Below are 17062 nucleotides of genomic sequence, written 5' to 3'. Positions count from 1 at the left end.
TACTTTTCTACTAAGTCAAAGATAACGTTATTTAGAATTAGTTACTTTTCTAATTTTTCATCATATTCCTTGGGAGACGGCAATATCCATTCACTATGCTTAAATGGGTGCCATTCTTCTGCAGCCAAATCTACATTTGGATTCGTTAATGGATGGTAAACACCATTATTAACACGAACCGTAGCCTGCATATAAACAGCCACATCTCGCCCTTTTTCAGCTTCAACGGCTTTTATTTTTTGCGCCAACTGCCACATTATATCTGGCTTTGTTGCCACGGACCCCTGCTGTTTGGTTCCGAGCAGGATTCTGTAATTGTAAGGTTTTCTTTTCCCAGTTTCTTTATCGGCAACATAGACGGTTAATGATCCACTTTTGGAGCGAAGCATCATACGCCAACTAAGGCGATGGCCTTCTTCAGTCCAAAGCACATCATCCTTAAAAAACCAATGTCTAAGCGGAAGTCCAAGCTGAAACAGAAAGTAAATCGAGAATACGCCAACAATCAAATTTTTGTGCTTCGGTACGATTATTTCATCTTCCGTGTAGAGTATTTTCTTCGGAAGAAAACGCTTTTTAAGTATTTCGGGCGAAAAGAAAAACAATGCAAAAGCGATGGACATATATGGAAAGATGCCAATTTGAAATATAATTGAGTTGAAAAGATGAAAAAATATAGAAATTACAAAGCCCAATACACGTGTTCGTTTCCAAAGTAATAAAGGCACGATTAGCAAATCGAAAAAGATTCCAGAATATGCAATAGCCCAATGCACCCAGTTTTCTTGAAGCAAATCGCCAATTAGCCAATAATGCTTTCTACCTTCCAATAATAATGCGGCCATTGAAGCATCAAGCCAGTCTGGATAGAATTTTGCAACCGAAGCGTATGTGTAAACAATCCAAACTTGCAGAATCAAAATCAACAAAACCCAGCGAGGCATAGCGGGATTTTTAACTTCCGGATTTATTTTCGCATCGAGGGAAAACCAACGGTTTGCGGGTAGAAATGCCATAATCCAGCATAGCAACATCATTAAATAATAGTGATTATTGTAACTGCTTTTTTGCATTAAATAAACGGCGGTCCACATAATTGCGTAGGCAATCATGCTAAATTTATATTTGTAGCCCAGCATCACAAAAATGCCGAAGATGCCCATAATAACGAAGTAATAATACATTAAATCGCCTTGTAGATACTGTAGAAAATCGAAGCCAATAAAGTTGAAGGTGAAGGGCGGTTCTACCAAAGTACGCCGTACCCATCCTGTAAATATTGCGCCAAAAGCTTCAATAGTAATTAAAAGACCGAACACTGCCCGAAAAAGGACAAGCCCAATATTATCTACTTGTTTAAATAGAAATTTATTCACGCTCTTTTAAATATTGAATTGCGAAAAGTTCATCCTTTAAAATTTCTTGACGTAGTACTTCTAAAGAATCGAAGTTTTCTTCGTCTCGAATAAATTTTAAAAATTCTATCGTTATTTCTTTATCGTATAAATCTTGATTGAAATTGAGAAAATGAGTTTCTATAGTTTTCTCCTTTCCGCCAACGGTCGGATTGGTACCAATACTTGTAATTCCGAAGATTTTTTCTCCGCCGATTATAGATTGCACAATATAAACGCCGTTTTTTGGAACCAATTTGTAATTCTCTTTTAACTTCAAATTTGCCGTCGGGTAATTAATGGTACGACCAATAGCTTTTCCTCGAATAACCTCGCCGGAAAGTATATAATTATAACCCAAATAACTATTTGCTGTTTCAATATCGCCTTCAGTTAAAGCTTTTCGAATTTTTGTGGAACTAACGGCTACATCATCAATTTCTTTAGCCGAAATCTCTATTACTTCAAAATCATACGTCCGTCCAAATTCTTTTAAATCTTCAATACTGGCGTTTCTGTTTCTTCCAAAACGGTGATCGTATCCAATAATTATTTTTTTCGCTTTTAAGCTATTTACCAAAATATCGCGCACATATTCTAAAGCAGTCAATCGTGAAAAAGCGTGTGTAAAGGGATGAATTACTAGATTATCGAGGCCTGTGTTTTCAAGCAATTCTGTGCGTTCTGTAATTGTATTTAAAAGTTTGATGTCTAGATTTTGTTGAAGCACCATCCGTGGGTGCGGAAAAAAAGTAAGTACAGTAGAATCTAAGTTTTCCTTTTTGGCGGTTTCAACGAGACGCTTCAAAATAGCTTTATGACCAATGTGGACGCCATCAAAAGTGCCAATCGTAACCACGCTAGGGCGGTCATTTTTATAAGCGGAAGCTGCCGAATATTTCTTCAAAATTATTTTCCGTTAAATGTATTCATAGTAATGTTAATTCCTGCGAGTGCAAAAGATTCAATAATATTACAACTTAATTCCAAACGTTCTGGCAGTTGTTTATCTTCTTCGGCTTCCCAATCGCCCAGCACATAATCTACTTGTCTTCCTTTTGAAAAAGCATCACTAATTCCAAAACGGAAACGGTTGTAATTTGTGGTTTGCAGCGTGTTTTGAATATCTTTCAAACCATTGTGGCCGCCATCGCTACCTTTTGTTTTTATTCGAATAGTACCGAAAGCCAAATTTAAATCGTCTGTAATAACCAGCATATTTTCCAACGGAATTTTCTCTTTTTCTAGCCAGTAATTTACGGCCTTTCCGCTTAAATTCATAAATGTACTTGGTTTCAAGAAAATAAAAGTTCTTCCTTTTACTTTATGCGAAGTAACATCGCCCAATTTAGCAGTTTCCCAAGTAAGTGCATTTTTTTCGGCATAAAAATCAAGTACTTTAAAACCGATGTTATGACGGGTATTTGCATATTTTGGGCCAATATTCCCGAGTCCTACGATAAGAAATTTTTTCATTGGATCTTTTTCTTCTGTAATAATATCGGTCTTCTTTACCGAAAAAAGGGTTTTGAAAAATGAAAACATAATGTTTTTAATCTTGGGTAAAAATAAAAAAAGCACCCCGAATTAACAGGATGCTTTTTACTTATCTTAAAAAAAGAATTTATTCGCTTACTGCAGCAGCATCATCAGTTTCTGTAGCTGGAACTTCTTCTCCTTCTGCACCTTCAACTTCGTCTTCAACTTCATCCACAACTGCGGTACGTGAAGTTCTAACTTGACAGATAACAGTGTTATCTGGGTGCATAATTTTATAATTATCTGTTTTAAGAGATTTCGTGTACATTTTAGCACCAATACGCATTTCGGTAATGTCTGCTTCAATAAAATCTGGAAGATTTTCTGGCAAAGCTTTTACACGAAGTTTACGCGTAACAATACGCAAAGTACCACCGTTACGAACACCACGTGCGTTACCTTTTGTACGTACAGGAATTTCCATAGAAACTTCTTTCTCGTCAAAAATTTGGTAAAAATCAACGTGAAGAATACGGTCAGTCACTGGGTGAAATTGTATATCCTGAAGGATAGCATTCATTTTTGTGCCACCTAGGTTAATTACAACCGTGTGTACGTCTGGAGTGTAAACCAAGTCTTTAAATGCAATTTCATCTGCTGTAAAGCTGATTGGTTCTTCCCCTCCGTAAACTACGCAAGGAACCATTCCAGCATTACGTAGGGCTTTCGTTGCCTTTTTGCCCACGCTTTCTCTTTGTGATCCTTTAATTGTAATTGATTTCATTTTTTCTAAAAGTTATTTATTAATACTATTCCCTAAAAAGCTGTTTTTTAGGGAGTGCAAAGATAGATTTTATTTTGGAATTACGTTTTGCGTTTTAATTCTTTTTGATTCAAGAAGAAATAAATCAGTAAACGGGATTTAAGAGATTCAAGAAAATAAAAGTTAAAAACGAAAATCCTTCAATTTACTTTGAATTGCCTAGTTACTTAGCTCCCTTAAATCCTTGGTTCCAAATAGAAGTTACATCAAAAACTTACCGCTAATAGATTTGTTCGCGTTTACGCTAACCATAACATCAGCGAAAAGTTTAGCACAACTTATTACTCTAATTTTTTTGCTCGGTTTTGTTGGAATTGAATCTGAAACAATAAGTTCTAACATTTGCGATTTTTCTATTCGCTCGTAAGCATTTCCAGAAAGAAGTGGATGTGTACAAACGGCACGAACGCTTAAAGCACCGCGCTCCATCATTAAATCTGCAGCTGTGGTTAGCGTACCTGCAGTATCTACCATATCATCCACCAGCACAACGTTTTTTCCTTTTACGTCGCCAATAAGTTCCATGTGCGAGATAATATTCGCCTTTTCACGCTGCTTGTAACAGATTACTACATCGCTATTTAAAAATTTTGAATAAGCATACGCACGTTTTGAACCACCCATATCTGGTGATGCTATGGTAAGATTATCGAGATTTAAACTGCGTAAATAGGGAAGAAAAATAGTTGAGGCAAAAAGGTGATCCACAGGTTTTTCAAAAAACCCTTGAATTTGATCTGCGTGCAGATCCATTGTTATAATTCGTGTAGCGCCTGCAGTTTCCAGCATTTTTGCAACTAATTTTGCTGCAATCGGAACGCGAGGCTTGTCTTTTCTGTCTTGGCGCGCCCATCCAAAATAAGGCAACACAGCTGTAATATGACGTGCAGATGCGCGTTTTGCTGCATCAATCATCAATAGAAGTTCCATTAAATGGTCGCTATTTGGAAATGTTGAACCTATTAAAAATACGCGACTTCCGCGAACAGATTCTTCAAAAGAAGGTTGAAATTCCCCATCACTATAATGGGAGGTAATTACTTTTCCCAGTGGAATTCCGTAGGCATCTGCAATATCTTGTGCTAGGGCTTCACTTTGTTTACATGCAAAAATCTTGGGGTCTGGTGCGAGAGTGGACATTTTTTGTGGTTTTTGTTAAATAGGTTACAAAGGTAAAAATTAATAGTGAGCGATATTTAAAAAAATAGGGAGATAAAATTTAAAGTAATTTATAATTATTTGTTTATTTTTGCCTCCCGTTTGCTCGAGTGGCGGAATTGGTAGACGCGCTGGATTCAAAATCCAGTGTTTTAGGACGTGCGGGTTCGATTCCCGCCTCGAGTACAGAAAAAAGCCTTAACAGAAATGTGGAGGCTTTTTTAATGCTTTTATTTTAATGTTTAAATATTCCGGAATTCCCCGAATCTTCTGGGACGCCTCGAGTAAAACGTAAAGCTATTAAACGAATCCCCAGTCGATTTTGCCAACTTTAATTATTCCAAAAACTAAGCTATTTTTAATGAGAAATCTATCTTACATTAGCTATATTTGGGCAAATCCTCAAAACGCTATTCCCAATGACAGATTTCTGGTTGTATTTTAATCTTGGCCTTCAACATGTATTGGATTGGAAAGCCTACGATCACATTCTATTTTTGATAGTTTTGTGTGCTGCCTATAATTTTTCTTCCTGGAAAAAATTATTAATCTTAGTTACAATGTTTACCGTTGGGCACACGCTGTCGCTTCTTTTAGCTACTTATAATGTGGTTAGTGTCTCGGGAAAAGTTATTGAATTTTTAATCCCTGTAACCATTTTGGTCACCGCCCTTTTCAATTTGTTTACAGCGGGAAAGGAAAAGAAGATGGAGAAGATGGGCATACTTTATATTACTACCATCTTTTTTGGGGTAATTCACGGTCTTGGTTTCGCTTTCTTTTTTACGGCACTGGACAGTAGTAGAGAATTACTTCCGTTGCTAGAATTTGGCTTAGGTATTGAAGGTGCTCAAATAATAATAGTTATACTCTTTTTAATTATAGCTTTCATTTTTCAAACCATATTCCGTTTCAATAAAAAAGATTGGGTTTTAGTTGTTTCATCTCTGGTTATAGGAATGGTGATACCCATGCTAATAAACAACTGGATTTTTTGAGTATACGGTAATTCTTGAAAGATTCAAAGTTTACATTCGAAGACTTCAAAAAAACAGAATAGCTGGCGTTTTCAGAGGTAATTTTCAAAAAAACAAATTCCAACTTCCTCATTTCATGGATGCCTCTGTGCATTTGGCAATAACTTAACTACATTTTTTTTGGCAGTGGCGTAACTTCAAAGTAATTTCGTTGCCGATTTAAAAGAATAAATTGCCATTAACTATATAGTAACCAACCGAAATGAATAAAATAAACATGCTCCCTTTTCCTTTCTCAAATATTTTAGGAAGATGAAAGAAATGAAACAACGCAAATACGATATTGCGTATCTCAGAATGGCGCAGGAATGGAGCAAACTTTCCTATTGCAAAAGAAGACAGGTTGGCGCGCTTATTGTAAAAGACAAAATGATTATAAGCGATGGTTACAACGGAACCCCTACAGGTTTTGAGAACATTTGCGAAGACGATGAAGGCTATACAAAATGGTACGTTCTTCACGCAGAAGCAAATGCTATTTTAAAAGTAGCCTCGAGTACACAGGCGTGCCAAGGTGCAACACTTTACATTACTATGTCGCCCTGCAAGGAATGCAGCAAATTAATTCACCAAGCGGGAATTAAAAGAATGGTTTATCTAAACGAATATAAAGACAACTCCGGCATCACCTTTTTAGAGAAGGCAGGCGTTAACATACAGCACATTTCAGATTTGGAATTACAATAATGGAAAATCAAACTTCGACAACAATTAGCAAACAAAAAAAATACTTGCCACTGTGGATTGGATTGGCGCTAGCAGTAGGTATTTTTATTGGGTCGAAGCTTAATTTTAGTGACAGCACAGAAAAAATATTTGCTACAAATTCTAAGAAGGACAAACTCAACAGACTCATAGATTATATAGATTATGAATATGTTGATGATGTAAACACAGACAGTATTGTAGATGTTACCGTTTACGGAATTCTCGAAAACCTCGATCCGCATTCCGTTTATATTCCCAAAAAAGAATACCAGCACAACGCAGACGATATGCGCGGCGCTTTTATTGGCATTGGTGTAAGCTTTTATATTTATAAAGATTCCATTGCGGTAATTCGTTCTATTGAAGGAGGTCCCGCAGAAAAAGCCGGAATTAAAGGTGGCGATAGAATTATTTATGCCGACGGCAAAAAACTTTTTGGCGAATTGGTGCAGCGCGATAGCATCTCCAATTATTTAAAAGGTGAAATAAATAGTAAAGTTTCACTCGATGTTTATCGCCCTAGCGAGAAGAAAGTTTTGGAATTTAACGTTAGAAGAAAGCAAGTGCCGCTTGTAAGCGTAGATGCATCCTATAAAATAGATGCAGATTTAGGCTACATTAAAATAAATCGTTTTTCCGAAACTACGTTTAAAGAGTTCGAATCTGCTCTCGAAAAATTGAAAGATCAAGGTGTTACAAAATTAGTTTTGGACCTTCGTAATAATCCCGGAGGTTATATTTCGACGGCTGAGCGTATTGTTGATGAATTTTTGGAAAACGACAAACTTGTTTTAATCACAAAAAACAAAAGTGGCGATATAAACAAAACCTATGCTACACGCCGTGGCGATTTTGAGCACGGAAAATTGTATGTGCTTATTAACGAAAACTCCGCCTCTGCGAGTGAAATTGTAGCTGGCGCTTTGCAAGACAACGACAAAGGAACCATTATTGGTCGCCGTTCTTTCGGGAAAGGATTAGTGCAACGCGAAATGTCGCTTGGCGATGGCAGTGCCGTCCGTTTAACTATTGCGCGTTACTACACTCCTACTGGCCGTTCTATCCAGCGTCCGTATGGTAAAGGGAATGACACCTATTACAGCGATTACGAAAAACGTTACCGCAATGGCGAATTGATTCACGCAGACAGTATAAAAGTAGCAGATTCACTAAAGTACAAAACGCCTAAAGGAAGAGTAGTTTATGGAGGCGGGGGTATTATACCAGACGTCTTTGTTCCCAAAGATACTAGCGTAGAAAATGAAACACTTCAATATGTTTCCCGAAGTGGGTTTATGAGTTATTTCATTTTTGAATATCTCGAAAAAAACAGAAGTTTATTTAAAGGGATGAATTTTGAAACCTTCAGAAAAGACTTTAAGTTAGATGATAATGTTTCGAAAGAATTTATTGAATACGCCAAATTCAACGAGGCGCAGATAGATTTAACGAACTATGCCGAAGATCTAAAAAGAACACTGAAAGCAAACATTGCTCAACAACTCTTTGGACCAAATGAGTATGAAATTATTCTAAACGAAAACGACCTAATGCTCCTGAAAGTTTTGGAGCTGGAAGCAAACAATCGTTTGGATAAAAAGTAGCCTTTTTACTTTTTAGATTGCGCTTCTATTCTTCTAGAAATAAGCAAGATTGTTAACAGCAACATTCCACAAAGCCCTGCCAATATACATATAAAGGCAATCGCACTATCCCCTACTAAAAGGTTATCGAGATCTAATTTGGTCATGTTAAAAACTGTCATTCCAGCGGCCAACGCAATCAATATATAAATAAATATTTTCATTCTATTTTAGTTAAATAGTTCCTGAATATTTGAGGTGAAAAGCTTCACCGCAATTGCCAGCAAAATTACACCAAATATCTTTTGAATTACCGCAATTCCGTTCTTTCCTAAAAAACGTTGCAGCTTCCCCGACGTTTTTAAAACGGCGTAAATTATTATGATGTTTACAAAAATGGCGACAATTATATTTTCAATAGCATATTCGGCACGCAAAGACAGCAAGGTTGTTAAACTTCCTGGCCCCGCAAGCAACGGAAAAGCCAACGGAAAGATGGATGCCATGTCTGGACTGGTATCTCCTTCCTTAAAAAGAGTAACTCCAAGAATCATTTCAAGAGCAATAAAGAAAAGAATAAGCGCACCTGCAACAGCAAACTCATTTACGTTTACACCAATAAGCTTTAGTATGCTTTCACCCAAAAAAAGAAAAACCACCATTACAATAGCCGCAATTATAGAAGCTTTCGCAGAATTAATATGACCGGCCTTTTCACGGAGCCCAATGATAATAGGAATATTCCCTATAATATCAATTACCGCAAAAAGCACCATTGTAGCCGTTACTATTTCTTTGAAATTTAATACCATACCTTTTTTTTCGATTTGCAAAATTAGGTAATATAATTGTTAAGCCTAAAACAAAAGGAGGTTAATAAAAGCACAATTTCTTCTATGTAGATAGCGGAAACAATTTATCTTTGCCGGATGTTTCAACTGGGAAAGACAATAGTTTCTGAAGATATAATAGAAAAAGATTTTGTGTGCAATCTTCATGCATGTAAGGGTGCTTGTTGCATTGAGGGCGAGGCAGGCGCTCCTGTAACAGAGGAAGAGATTTCAATACTTAAAGAAATCTACCCAAAAGTAAAACCTTTTCTTCGTCCCGAAGGGATTGCCGCAATTGAAAAACAGGGTACGCATATTAAGACCGATATGGACGAACTGGAAACTCCATTGGTTGACGGAAAAGAATGTGCCTATGTAACTTTTACCGACAGCGGTATTGCAAGTTGTGGTATTGAAGATGCTTTCAACGCTGGTGCCACAGATTTTATGAAACCTATTTCGTGCCATCTATATCCTGTGCGAGTGCAAGAATACAGCGAGTTTTCTGCGGTAAATTATCACCGTTGGCCTATTTGCGACGACGCTTGCACTTTGGGTAAAGAATTACAAGTACCGGTATATAAATTCGTAAAAGGTGCACTTATCCGAAAATTTGGCGAAAACTGGTACACCCAACTAGAAAAAGTGGCTTCAGAAATGTAACGCTTCAAATTACCTTTCTTTTTATATTAAAAAAATCTTGCTAGTAAAGTCCAATTAGCACCCCTTTTATATAGGCATTGTTTTTGATAATTTTTATAAGAATCCTATACCTATCAGGTCATTTGCTTATATTTACGGCATGCGGAATATTCTTTTCATATTATTCTTTTTTACTTTAACAGCAAGCTTTTCACAGAGCGAAGCATTGGCAAAAAACTATTTTGAACAAGGGGAGTTTGAAAAGTCGTTGCGTATTTATGAAAAACTTATTGTAGAAAACCCATATAGGCTAGACTATTTTATGGGGTTGGTACAAAGCAATCAACAACTTGAAAATTTCACTGAAGCTGAACGACTCATAAAAGAAAAATTAGACAACGGCAGAAATTTTCCGCAACTTTATATAGAATTAGGCTACAACTTTTCGCTTCAAAATAAAACAGAACTCGCCACCTTAAATTACAATAAAGCAATTGAAGTAATAGACGTTAATCCCAACTTTTCGTATAGTATTGGTAAGGGTTTTGAAAAATTCAGCCTACTCGATGAAGCTATTGTAGCTTATGAAAAAGCAATGGCATTAAGTGAAAAGTTAGATTTCAACATGCAGCTTGCTCAGATTTATGGCGAACAGGGTAAGTTAGAAAAAATGTTCGATAGCTATTTGGGGCTTGTAGAAAAAAACACTGAATTTAAAAGTTCAGCGCAACGCTATTTTAGTCTTTACACAACAGAAGATGCCAACAATGAAGCCAACCTGTTGCTTAAAAAAATACTCTTGCAACGCTTGCAGCAAAACCCAGAGATACTTTACAATCAATTATTAAGTTGGTTATTTATTCAGCAAAAAGAATATAAAAAAGCTTTTATACAGGAAAAAGCTATTTACAAACGTCTTGGCGACAACCTAGGCGGAATCACCGATTTGGCATATATTTCTATTGCCGATGAAGATTATGAATCTGGAAGAGAGATTGTAAATTACATAATTGAAAATTCGTTTACGCCACAAAATAAACTTCAGGGTAACCAGATACTTATGAAAATGGAGGTGAAAACTGCTACCACAAAAGAATATCCCGAAGTAGAAAAAAAGTTTGAAAAGCTTTTAGATGAATTTGGCCGAAATCGTGACACATACTTGCTGCAAATAGATTACAACCACTTTTTAGCTTTCCAATATAACAAAAAAGAGTTGGCAATTGAAAATCTAAAAACTTTAGGAAAGCAAGATTTAACAGCCTACCAAGAAGCTCGCGTAAAAATGGAACTCGCAGATATTTTGGTTTTTGATGAAAAATTTAACGAAGCCCTTATTTACTATTCACAAATACAGAAAAAAGTACAGAGCGATGTTTTGGCACAGGACGCACGTTTTAAAGTAGCACGCACCAGTTACTTTAAAGGCGATTTTGAATGGTCGCAGGTGCAACTAGATGTATTGAAAAAATCTACTTCGCAGTTAATTGCCAACGATGCAATGGAGCTCAGCCTGTTAATTCGCGACAACTCTTTGGAAGACTCTACGCAAACCGCACTTAAAAAATACGCGCGCGCAGATCTTCTGTCTTTTCAAGATAGAAACACAGAGGCAATCGCTGTTTTGGAAGATATTTTAACCAACCATAAAGGCGAAAAAATAGAGGACGAAGCACTTTTTAAGCAAGGAACGGTTTATGAAAAGCTTCACGAATACACAAAAGCTGAAGCCAACTATTTAAAAATTATAGAATTTTACAGCGACGATATTTTAGCCGATAATGCCCACTTTCGACTAGCGCAGATTTACGAAGAAAAATTAAATCAGCCCGACAAAGCGAAAGCGCAATACGAAGCGATAATCTTTAACTTTGCAGACAGTATTTATTTTGTAGAAGCACGAAAGAGGTTCAGAGAGCTTCGAGGCGATGCAATTAATTAGAAATCAGATATTATAAAATGTACATTTATACCGTAACCACAAACATAGAAGAAACTATCCAAGACGCTTGGCTTCAGTGGATGAAAAGTGAACATATTCCCGCTATGTTGGCCACTGGAAAATTCAGTAAAGCATTGATGACCCGCGTAATTATTGAAGAAGAAATGGGCGGCATTACTTATTCCGTACAATTTTATACAGACAGTAAAGAAACACTTAATAAATATTACGCCGAAAATGCAAAAGAACTTCGCGCGCGAAGCAAACCTTTTGAAGGAAAGTTCGTAGCCTTTCGCACCGAACTTGAAATTATTGGCGAAGCTCACAACGAACATTTTAAAAAAAATTAAAACCCGCTGCGCCCTTTGCAAAAAACCTTTGCGTACTTTGCGGTTAAACTCTTTTCAAGGTTTTTAAATGAAAAAGAAAAACCCAAACCCACAGAAAGATTCTAAGGATTCTGGAGCCGTACGCGCCAAAAAACACTTAGGCCAACATTTTTTAAAAGATGAAACTATTGCCGAAAAAATTGGCGATACACTTTCGCTTGATGGCTATAAAAATGTGCTCGAAATTGGCCCCGGAATGGGCGTGCTTACCAAATATTTAATTCAAAAAGATATAGACGTAATTGCAATGGATCTCGACACCGAATCTATTGCCTTTTTGAAAGAAAATTACCCGAATAAAAACCTGAAAATAATTGAAGCAGATTTTCTAAGATACGATCTTACTCAGCTTTTTGGTGATGAACAATACGGCATAACTGGCAATTTTCCGTATAATATTTCAACACAAATAGTTTTTAAAATGTTGGAATGGAAAGAGCAAATTCCAGAATTTACAGGAATGTTTCAAAAGGAAGTAGCACAACGTATATGCGAAAAAGAAGGCAGCAAAGCCTACGGTATTCTGTCAGTTTTGGCACAAGCATTTTATGATGCCGAATATCTTTTCACTGTCCCGCCTTCGGTTTTTAATCCGCCACCAAAAGTAGATAGCGGTGTATTGAGACTTCGACGTAAAGAAAATTTTACGATTGCTTGTGATGAAAAGATGCTTTATAAAGTTGTAAAAACCGCTTTTCAGCAACGTAGAAAAACACTTCGCAATAGTTTAAAATCGTTTAATCTTTCAGATAAAATAAAAGAAGATACTATCTTTGGCCAACGTCCGGAACAACTTTCCGTATCGCAGTTTATAGCGCTTACCAAAAAACTAGAAAATGATGCAATTTCAACTGACAGATGAGTTTATCGAGCAGGTTGAACAGCTTATCGCCAATAATAATGGTGATGCGCTGGAAGCGCTATTGGTAGAGTTTCACTTTGCTGATATTGCAGAATTACTTCAGGAACTCAACACAGAAGAGGCTACTTACATCGTAAAATTACTGGACAGTGAGGTAACCAGCGAAGTGTTAATTGAGCTGGATGACGATTTCCGGGAGCGCATTTTAGACAAACTTACCCCTTCTGAAATTGCCGACGAGCTGGATGAAATGGACACCGATGATGCTGCAGATATTATTGCAGAGTTGGATGACGATGTTCAAAGACAAGTTATTGGCCACATTGAAGATGAAGAGCACGCGGCAGATATTGTAGACTTGTTGCGTTATGACGAAGACACTGCAGGTGGTTTAATGGCGAAGGAACTTGTGCGGGTTAAAGAAAGTTGGACCGTTGCAGGATGCGTTCGCGAAATGCGCCGACAAGCCGAAAATGTAACCCGAGTTCATTCTATATACGTTACCGACAAACACGGAAAATTAAAAGGCAGACTTTCATTAAAAGATTTACTTACCGCCCCTGGTCGTGCACATATAAGCGAGATTTACATACCAAAAGTAGATTATGTATACGTGCACACCGAAGCCGAAGATGTGGCGCGAATCATGCAGAAATACGATCTAGAAGCCATCCCCGTTGTTGACGAAGAGGGAATATTAGTGGGAAGAATTACCATTGATGATATTGTAGATTTCATTAAAGAAGAAGCAGAGAAAGATTACCAAATGGCGGCTGGTATTAGCCAAGATGTAGAGGCAGATGATGGTATTTTTAAACAAACACGGGCCCGCTTGCCGTGGCTTTTAATTGGAATGTTTGGAGGTCTAGGAGCAGCCAGTATTATTACGGGTTTTCAAGACATGATGAGCACTTTTCCAAAAATAATAATTTTTGTACCGCTCATTCAAGCAACGGCAGGGAATGTGGGAGTTCAAAGTAGTGCTATCGTAGTGCAGGGTCTCGCCAATAATTCATTAAAAGGCAATCTTTTTGCACGTTTGCTTAAAGAATCTACTTTGGCTTTGGTAAATGGAAGTGCAATCGCACTAGTAGTATTAGTAATTAGCCATTTTCTGTTTTTCACTACTTATTTGGAATCTATCAGCATTGGTATTGCAATTATATCTGTTATTATTTTAGCGGCATTAATTGGAACTTTTATACCCATCCTTTTGGATAAAAGAGGTATTGACCCAGCAGTTGCAACTGGGCCATTTATTACTACCAGCAACGATATCTTCGGAATACTTACTTATTTTCTAATTGCAAAAATGATTTTAGGATTTTGAAATCAGACATCTTTAAAAACCGCTTTATTGTTCCGCCCTCAGCTATTGATGGGCTCAACCACGTAAACAATATTACGTATTTGCAGTGGTGTCTTGAAACTGCAGAAGAACATTGGATTTCCAGAACTTCAGAAGATCAGCGTGCGCAAAATGTTTGGGTAGTTTTAAACCATTTTATTTCCTATAAACATCCTTCTTTTTTAGGCGAAGAATTGGAAACCCAAACGTGGATTGAAAAATATGAAGGTGTAAAAAGCGAAAGGCATTACAAAATCATACGTATTGCAGACGGTAAAACAATTGTAGAAGCGCAAACACTTTGGTGTTTCTTAGATGCAAAAACCTTTCGACCTACTAAGATTACTGAAAAAATCTCTAATCTTTTCCTGTAAATAAAGTGGAGAAACAATTCAACCTCAAAACCATTATTTTCAATACTTTTGTTCGGCTTGCTAGGTTTTCCTATCGGCAATAATTCTGTAAGATTTCGAACAACTTTTAAGTCTTAAAACTGACACAATTGAGCGTTTTCAAAAAACTTTTTAAACAAACTTTCATTTACGGTCTTGCCACAGTATTGCCTAGATTGCTCACAGTTATACTTGTGCCTCTTTATGTGAAAGTACTGCTACCAGAGGAATACGGAATATATTCTACCGTAATGGCTTTCCTTATTTTAGGAAATGTTTTGCTGAGTTATGGAATGGAAACTGCCTTTTTTAGGTTTATCACCAAACACACTTCGCAGCAAAAAATTGTGCAATCCACCACGCTCAGCTCGCTCACAATTTCCACCATAATTTTTTTAGGAATTACGCTGCTATTCAGAAATTTTATAGCAGAAGCTTCCGATTTTAAACCAGAGTACGTAACCTACGGCCTAATAATTCTCGCATTGGACGCTTTAGTGGTTTTACCATTTGCGTGGTTTCGCGTTAATGAAAAACCTACGCGCTATGCGGTAATTAAAATTTTTAATGTTGTTATAAATCTTGCTTTCAATGTTTTTTTCCTTCTAATATTACCCAAACTAGCGGAAACTAGTACGTATTGGAATGCATTGTGGTTCCCCGAAAACAAAGTGGCCTACGTTTTCATCGCAAATTTAATTGCCAGCTCAGTAACGCTTTTGGTACTGCTTCCACTCTATGTGAAAATAGGTTTCAGATTTAATAAAACCATTTGGAAACAGATGATGAAATATGCCATACCAGTACTTTTTGCCGGTATTGCTTTTAGTATAAATGAAGCCTTTGACAGAATTCTTCTGAAATATTTACTCCCCGAAAATATTGCCGAAGTACAAGTTGGACTTTACTCTGCTTGTTACAAATTGGGTATGTTTATGACGCTTTTCGTGATGGCATTCCGTTTGGGGATTGAACCGTTTTTCTTTAATCATTCTGAGCATAGCAATGCAAAAAACACCTACGCTACTATTACCAAATATTTCACTCTTTTTGGGTGTTTAATCCTTTTGTTTGTTGTAGTGTATATTGATATTTTTAAACGTATTTTAATCCCAAATAGCCAATATTGGGAAGCGCTTAAAATTGTGCCACTCATCCTTTTGGCTAATCTGTTTTTAGGAATTTACCACAACCTTTCCGTTTGGTATAAAGTTACTGACCGAACAAAATACGGCGCTTACATTTCGGTATTTGCCGCTGTAGTAACCTTGGTTTTGAACTACATTTTAATTCCATATATTGGTTATATGGGTTCAGCAATTGCAACACTTGCGGCCTATGGCAGTATGATGGTGCTTTCGTATCTTTACGGACGTAAATATTACGACGTACCCTACGAAGTGAAAAAAATAAGCGGCTATTTGCTGTTGGCCATAGGTTTTTCGGCAATTTCGTTTTATGTTTTCAACGGAAATATTTGGATAGGAACTGCGTTGTTAGTAGTATTTGCAGCAATTATGTTCTATTTTGAAAAGAACGAATTTTTGAAAATCATCAGAAAATAATCATTTCGGCTCCGCTCAATGACCAGGTTTGTTCCCTGAGCGGAGTCGAAGGGAACTATTAAAAAATAATATGAAAATTAAAATAATTAATAAATCCAATCATCCTTTACCGTCCTACGAAACTATTGCTTCGGCAGGAATGGACCTTCGCGCAAATGTTGATAGTCCTTCAACTTTAAAACCGTTGCAGCGAGCCATTGTAAAAACTGGACTTTTTATTGAATTGCCAATTGGTTACGAGGCGCAAGTTCGCCCACGAAGCGGTTTGGCAGCAAAAAAGGGAATCACCGTTTTAAATTCTCCTGGAACCATCGATGCAGATTATCGCGGTGAAATAGGTGTGATTCTGGTAAACCTTTCCAACGAAGATTTCACCATTGAGCATGGTGAACGTATTGCACAATTGGTAATTGCAAAACACGAACGTGCCGTTTGGGAAGAAGTTGAAGAATTGAGTGATACCTCACGCGGAGCTGGGGGTTTTGGTTCGACTGGAACAAAATAACAAATTCCTGCGAAGGCAGGAATCTCTGATCGGCATATAATGAAATTATGGTATGTTTATATAATGACAAACAAAACAAATTCCGTCTTATATGTTGGAATTTCAGATAATATAGAAGAACGCGTAAAAGAGCACAAACTCAAAAAATATCCTGATAGTTTTACAGCCAGATATAATTGCAACAAATTAGTTTATTTTGAAGAACATAAAACTGCGGAATCTGCTATTATAAGAGAGAAACAACTCAAAAAGTGGAAAAGAGATTGGAAAATCAATCTTATAAAAGATATGAATCCACAATGGAATGATTTGACAACAAATTGGAATTTAAAGAAAATAAGTTTAATAACTAATTCCTGTTTTCTCAGGAATGTAAATAGAGACCCCTGCCTTCGCAGGGGATAG

19 protein-coding genes and 1 tRNA gene are annotated in these 17062 nt (G+C 36.8%); 13 read left to right on the top strand and 7 right to left on the bottom strand.

From position 1 onward, the window contains the following. Positions 1 to 41: 41 nt before the first annotated feature. The 5 genes from AC3RVG_RS06135 to AC3RVG_RS06115 all read right to left on the bottom strand — a co-directional run bounded on the left by AC3RVG_RS06135 (position 42) and on the right by AC3RVG_RS06115 (position 4836). Positions 42 to 1376 carry an HTTM domain-containing protein gene (locus AC3RVG_RS06135; RefSeq protein ID WP_489690558.1) on the bottom strand — a complete coding sequence of 445 codons (1335 nt, stop codon included), beginning with the start codon at positions 1374 to 1376 and terminating at the stop codon, positions 42 to 44. Then, positions 1369 to 2301 (bottom strand): bifunctional riboflavin kinase/FAD synthetase, encoded by a 933-nt coding sequence (locus tag AC3RVG_RS06130; RefSeq protein WP_489690557.1) that lies wholly within the window; start codon positions 2299 to 2301, stop codon positions 1369 to 1371. Before AC3RVG_RS06130 ends, AC3RVG_RS06135 begins: the two co-directional genes overlap by 8 nt. 2 nt (positions 2302 to 2303) lie before the next feature. Next, positions 2304 to 2939, bottom strand: a complete 636-nt coding sequence (gene pth / locus AC3RVG_RS06125) for an aminoacyl-tRNA hydrolase (RefSeq protein ID WP_489690556.1) — start codon at positions 2937 to 2939, stop codon at positions 2304 to 2306. A gap of 79 nt (positions 2940 to 3018) precedes the next feature. After that, entirely contained in the window at positions 3019 to 3657 is a 639-nt protein-coding gene (locus AC3RVG_RS06120; RefSeq protein ID WP_489690555.1) for a 50S ribosomal protein L25/general stress protein Ctc, read from the bottom strand. Between the two features lie 240 nt (positions 3658 to 3897). Then, positions 3898 to 4836 carry a ribose-phosphate pyrophosphokinase gene (locus AC3RVG_RS06115; protein WP_489690554.1) on the bottom strand — a complete coding sequence of 313 codons (939 nt, stop codon included), beginning with the start codon at positions 4834 to 4836 and terminating at the stop codon, positions 3898 to 3900. 122 nt (positions 4837 to 4958) lie between these two features. Here AC3RVG_RS06115 and AC3RVG_RS06110 point away from each other — a divergent pair. The 4 genes from AC3RVG_RS06110 to AC3RVG_RS06095 all read left to right on the top strand — a co-directional run bounded on the left by AC3RVG_RS06110 (position 4959) and on the right by AC3RVG_RS06095 (position 8203). Beyond that, positions 4959 to 5040: transfer RNA gene (locus tag AC3RVG_RS06110), tRNA-Leu, on the top strand. Positions 5041 to 5273: 233 nt separating this feature from the next. Continuing rightward, positions 5274 to 5852: a HupE/UreJ family protein gene (locus AC3RVG_RS06105; RefSeq protein WP_489690553.1), complete on the top strand. Its 579-nt coding sequence runs from the start codon at positions 5274 to 5276 to the stop codon at positions 5850 to 5852. A 291-nt stretch (positions 5853 to 6143) separates the two neighbouring features. Continuing rightward, positions 6144 to 6578 carry a deoxycytidylate deaminase gene (locus tag AC3RVG_RS06100; protein ID WP_489690552.1) on the top strand — a complete coding sequence of 145 codons (435 nt, stop codon included), beginning with the start codon at positions 6144 to 6146 and terminating at the stop codon, positions 6576 to 6578. Next, positions 6578 to 8203: a S41 family peptidase gene (locus AC3RVG_RS06095; protein ID WP_489690551.1), complete on the top strand. Its 1626-nt coding sequence runs from the start codon at positions 6578 to 6580 to the stop codon at positions 8201 to 8203. Before AC3RVG_RS06100 ends, AC3RVG_RS06095 begins: the two co-directional genes overlap by 1 nt. A gap of 5 nt (positions 8204 to 8208) precedes the next feature. Here AC3RVG_RS06095 and AC3RVG_RS06090 read toward each other — a convergent pair whose 3' ends face one another. Continuing rightward, on the bottom strand, positions 8209 to 8406 hold the full coding sequence (locus AC3RVG_RS06090; protein WP_489690550.1) for a hypothetical protein: 198 nt from the start codon (positions 8404 to 8406) through the stop codon (positions 8209 to 8211). Positions 8407 to 8412: 6 nt separating this feature from the next. Next, a complete protein-coding gene (locus tag AC3RVG_RS06085; protein ID WP_489690549.1) occupies positions 8413 to 8994 on the bottom strand; it encodes a MarC family protein in 582 nt (193 codons plus the stop codon). Between the two features lie 117 nt (positions 8995 to 9111). On the opposite strand from AC3RVG_RS06085, the gene AC3RVG_RS06080 reads away from it, so the two are divergent. The 9 genes from AC3RVG_RS06080 (at position 9112) to AC3RVG_RS06040 (ending at position 17062) form a co-directional block, all read left to right on the top strand. Further along, positions 9112 to 9675: a DUF3109 family protein gene (locus tag AC3RVG_RS06080; protein ID WP_489690548.1), complete on the top strand. Its 564-nt coding sequence runs from the start codon at positions 9112 to 9114 to the stop codon at positions 9673 to 9675. A gap of 139 nt (positions 9676 to 9814) precedes the next feature. Continuing rightward, positions 9815 to 11596 carry a tetratricopeptide repeat protein gene (locus AC3RVG_RS06075; RefSeq protein ID WP_489690547.1) on the top strand — a complete coding sequence of 594 codons (1782 nt, stop codon included), beginning with the start codon at positions 9815 to 9817 and terminating at the stop codon, positions 11594 to 11596. Between the two features lie 17 nt (positions 11597 to 11613). Beyond that, positions 11614 to 11946, top strand: a complete 333-nt coding sequence (locus AC3RVG_RS06070; RefSeq protein WP_489690546.1) for a DUF4286 family protein — start codon at positions 11614 to 11616, stop codon at positions 11944 to 11946. 67 nt (positions 11947 to 12013) lie between these two features. After that, entirely contained in the window at positions 12014 to 12847 is an 834-nt protein-coding gene (rsmA, locus tag AC3RVG_RS06065; RefSeq protein ID WP_489690545.1) for a 16S rRNA (adenine(1518)-N(6)/adenine(1519)-N(6))-dimethyltransferase RsmA, read from the top strand. Next, complete coding sequence (mgtE, locus tag AC3RVG_RS06060; RefSeq protein WP_489690544.1) at positions 12822 to 14177, top strand: magnesium transporter; 1356 nt, start codon at positions 12822 to 12824, stop codon at positions 14175 to 14177. The genes rsmA and mgtE overlap by 26 nt, the downstream gene beginning before the upstream one ends. Next, positions 14174 to 14569: an acyl-CoA thioesterase gene (locus tag AC3RVG_RS06055; protein WP_489690543.1), complete on the top strand. Its 396-nt coding sequence runs from the start codon at positions 14174 to 14176 to the stop codon at positions 14567 to 14569. The genes mgtE and AC3RVG_RS06055 overlap by 4 nt, the downstream gene beginning before the upstream one ends. Positions 14570 to 14697: 128 nt before the next feature. Beyond that, complete coding sequence (locus AC3RVG_RS06050) at positions 14698 to 16152, top strand: oligosaccharide flippase family protein (protein ID WP_489690542.1); 1455 nt, start codon at positions 14698 to 14700, stop codon at positions 16150 to 16152. A 70-nt stretch (positions 16153 to 16222) separates the two neighbouring features. Then, positions 16223 to 16657 carry a dUTP diphosphatase gene (gene dut, locus AC3RVG_RS06045; protein ID WP_489690541.1) on the top strand — a complete coding sequence of 145 codons (435 nt, stop codon included), beginning with the start codon at positions 16223 to 16225 and terminating at the stop codon, positions 16655 to 16657. A gap of 39 nt (positions 16658 to 16696) precedes the next feature. Continuing rightward, positions 16697 to 17062: a GIY-YIG nuclease family protein gene (locus AC3RVG_RS06040; protein WP_489690540.1), complete on the top strand. Its 366-nt coding sequence runs from the start codon at positions 16697 to 16699 to the stop codon at positions 17060 to 17062.

It is taken from the genome of Aequorivita sp. IT1282, assembly GCF_058068205.1.
This window is presented reverse-complemented; position numbering and strand designations above follow the sequence as displayed.

Bases quoted from the DNA above. Each gene is read 5' to 3' on its own strand.
- AC3RVG_RS06090 (WP_489690550.1), bottom strand. From the start codon at position 8,406: ATGAAAATATTTATTTATATATTGATTGCGTTGGCCGCTGGAATGACA.
- AC3RVG_RS06120 (WP_489690555.1), bottom strand. From the start codon at position 3,657: ATGAAATCAATTACAATTAAAGGATCACAAAGAGAAAGCGTGGGCAAA.
- AC3RVG_RS06105 (WP_489690553.1), top strand. From the start codon at position 5,274: ATGACAGATTTCTGGTTGTATTTTAATCTTGGCCTTCAACATGTATTG.
- AC3RVG_RS06070 (WP_489690546.1), top strand. From the start codon at position 11,614: ATGTACATTTATACCGTAACCACAAACATAGAAGAAACTATCCAAGAC.
- AC3RVG_RS06095 (WP_489690551.1), top strand. From the start codon at position 6,578: ATGGAAAATCAAACTTCGACAACAATTAGCAAACAAAAAAAATACTTG.
- AC3RVG_RS06115 (WP_489690554.1), bottom strand. From the start codon at position 4,836: ATGTCCACTCTCGCACCAGACCCCAAGATTTTTGCATGTAAACAAAGT.
- AC3RVG_RS06075 (WP_489690547.1), top strand. From the start codon at position 9,815: ATGCGGAATATTCTTTTCATATTATTCTTTTTTACTTTAACAGCAAGC.
- AC3RVG_RS06100 (WP_489690552.1), top strand. From the start codon at position 6,144: ATGAAAGAAATGAAACAACGCAAATACGATATTGCGTATCTCAGAATG.
- rsmA (WP_489690545.1), top strand. From the start codon at position 12,014: ATGAAAAAGAAAAACCCAAACCCACAGAAAGATTCTAAGGATTCTGGA.
- pth (WP_489690556.1), bottom strand. From the start codon at position 2,939: ATGTTTTCATTTTTCAAAACCCTTTTTTCGGTAAAGAAGACCGATATT.
- AC3RVG_RS06080 (WP_489690548.1), top strand. From the start codon at position 9,112: ATGTTTCAACTGGGAAAGACAATAGTTTCTGAAGATATAATAGAAAAA.
- dut (WP_489690541.1), top strand. From the start codon at position 16,223: ATGAAAATTAAAATAATTAATAAATCCAATCATCCTTTACCGTCCTAC.
- AC3RVG_RS06085 (WP_489690549.1), bottom strand. From the start codon at position 8,994: ATGGTATTAAATTTCAAAGAAATAGTAACGGCTACAATGGTGCTTTTT.
- AC3RVG_RS06040 (WP_489690540.1), top strand. From the start codon at position 16,697: ATGAAATTATGGTATGTTTATATAATGACAAACAAAACAAATTCCGTC.
- mgtE (WP_489690544.1), top strand. From the start codon at position 12,822: ATGATGCAATTTCAACTGACAGATGAGTTTATCGAGCAGGTTGAACAG.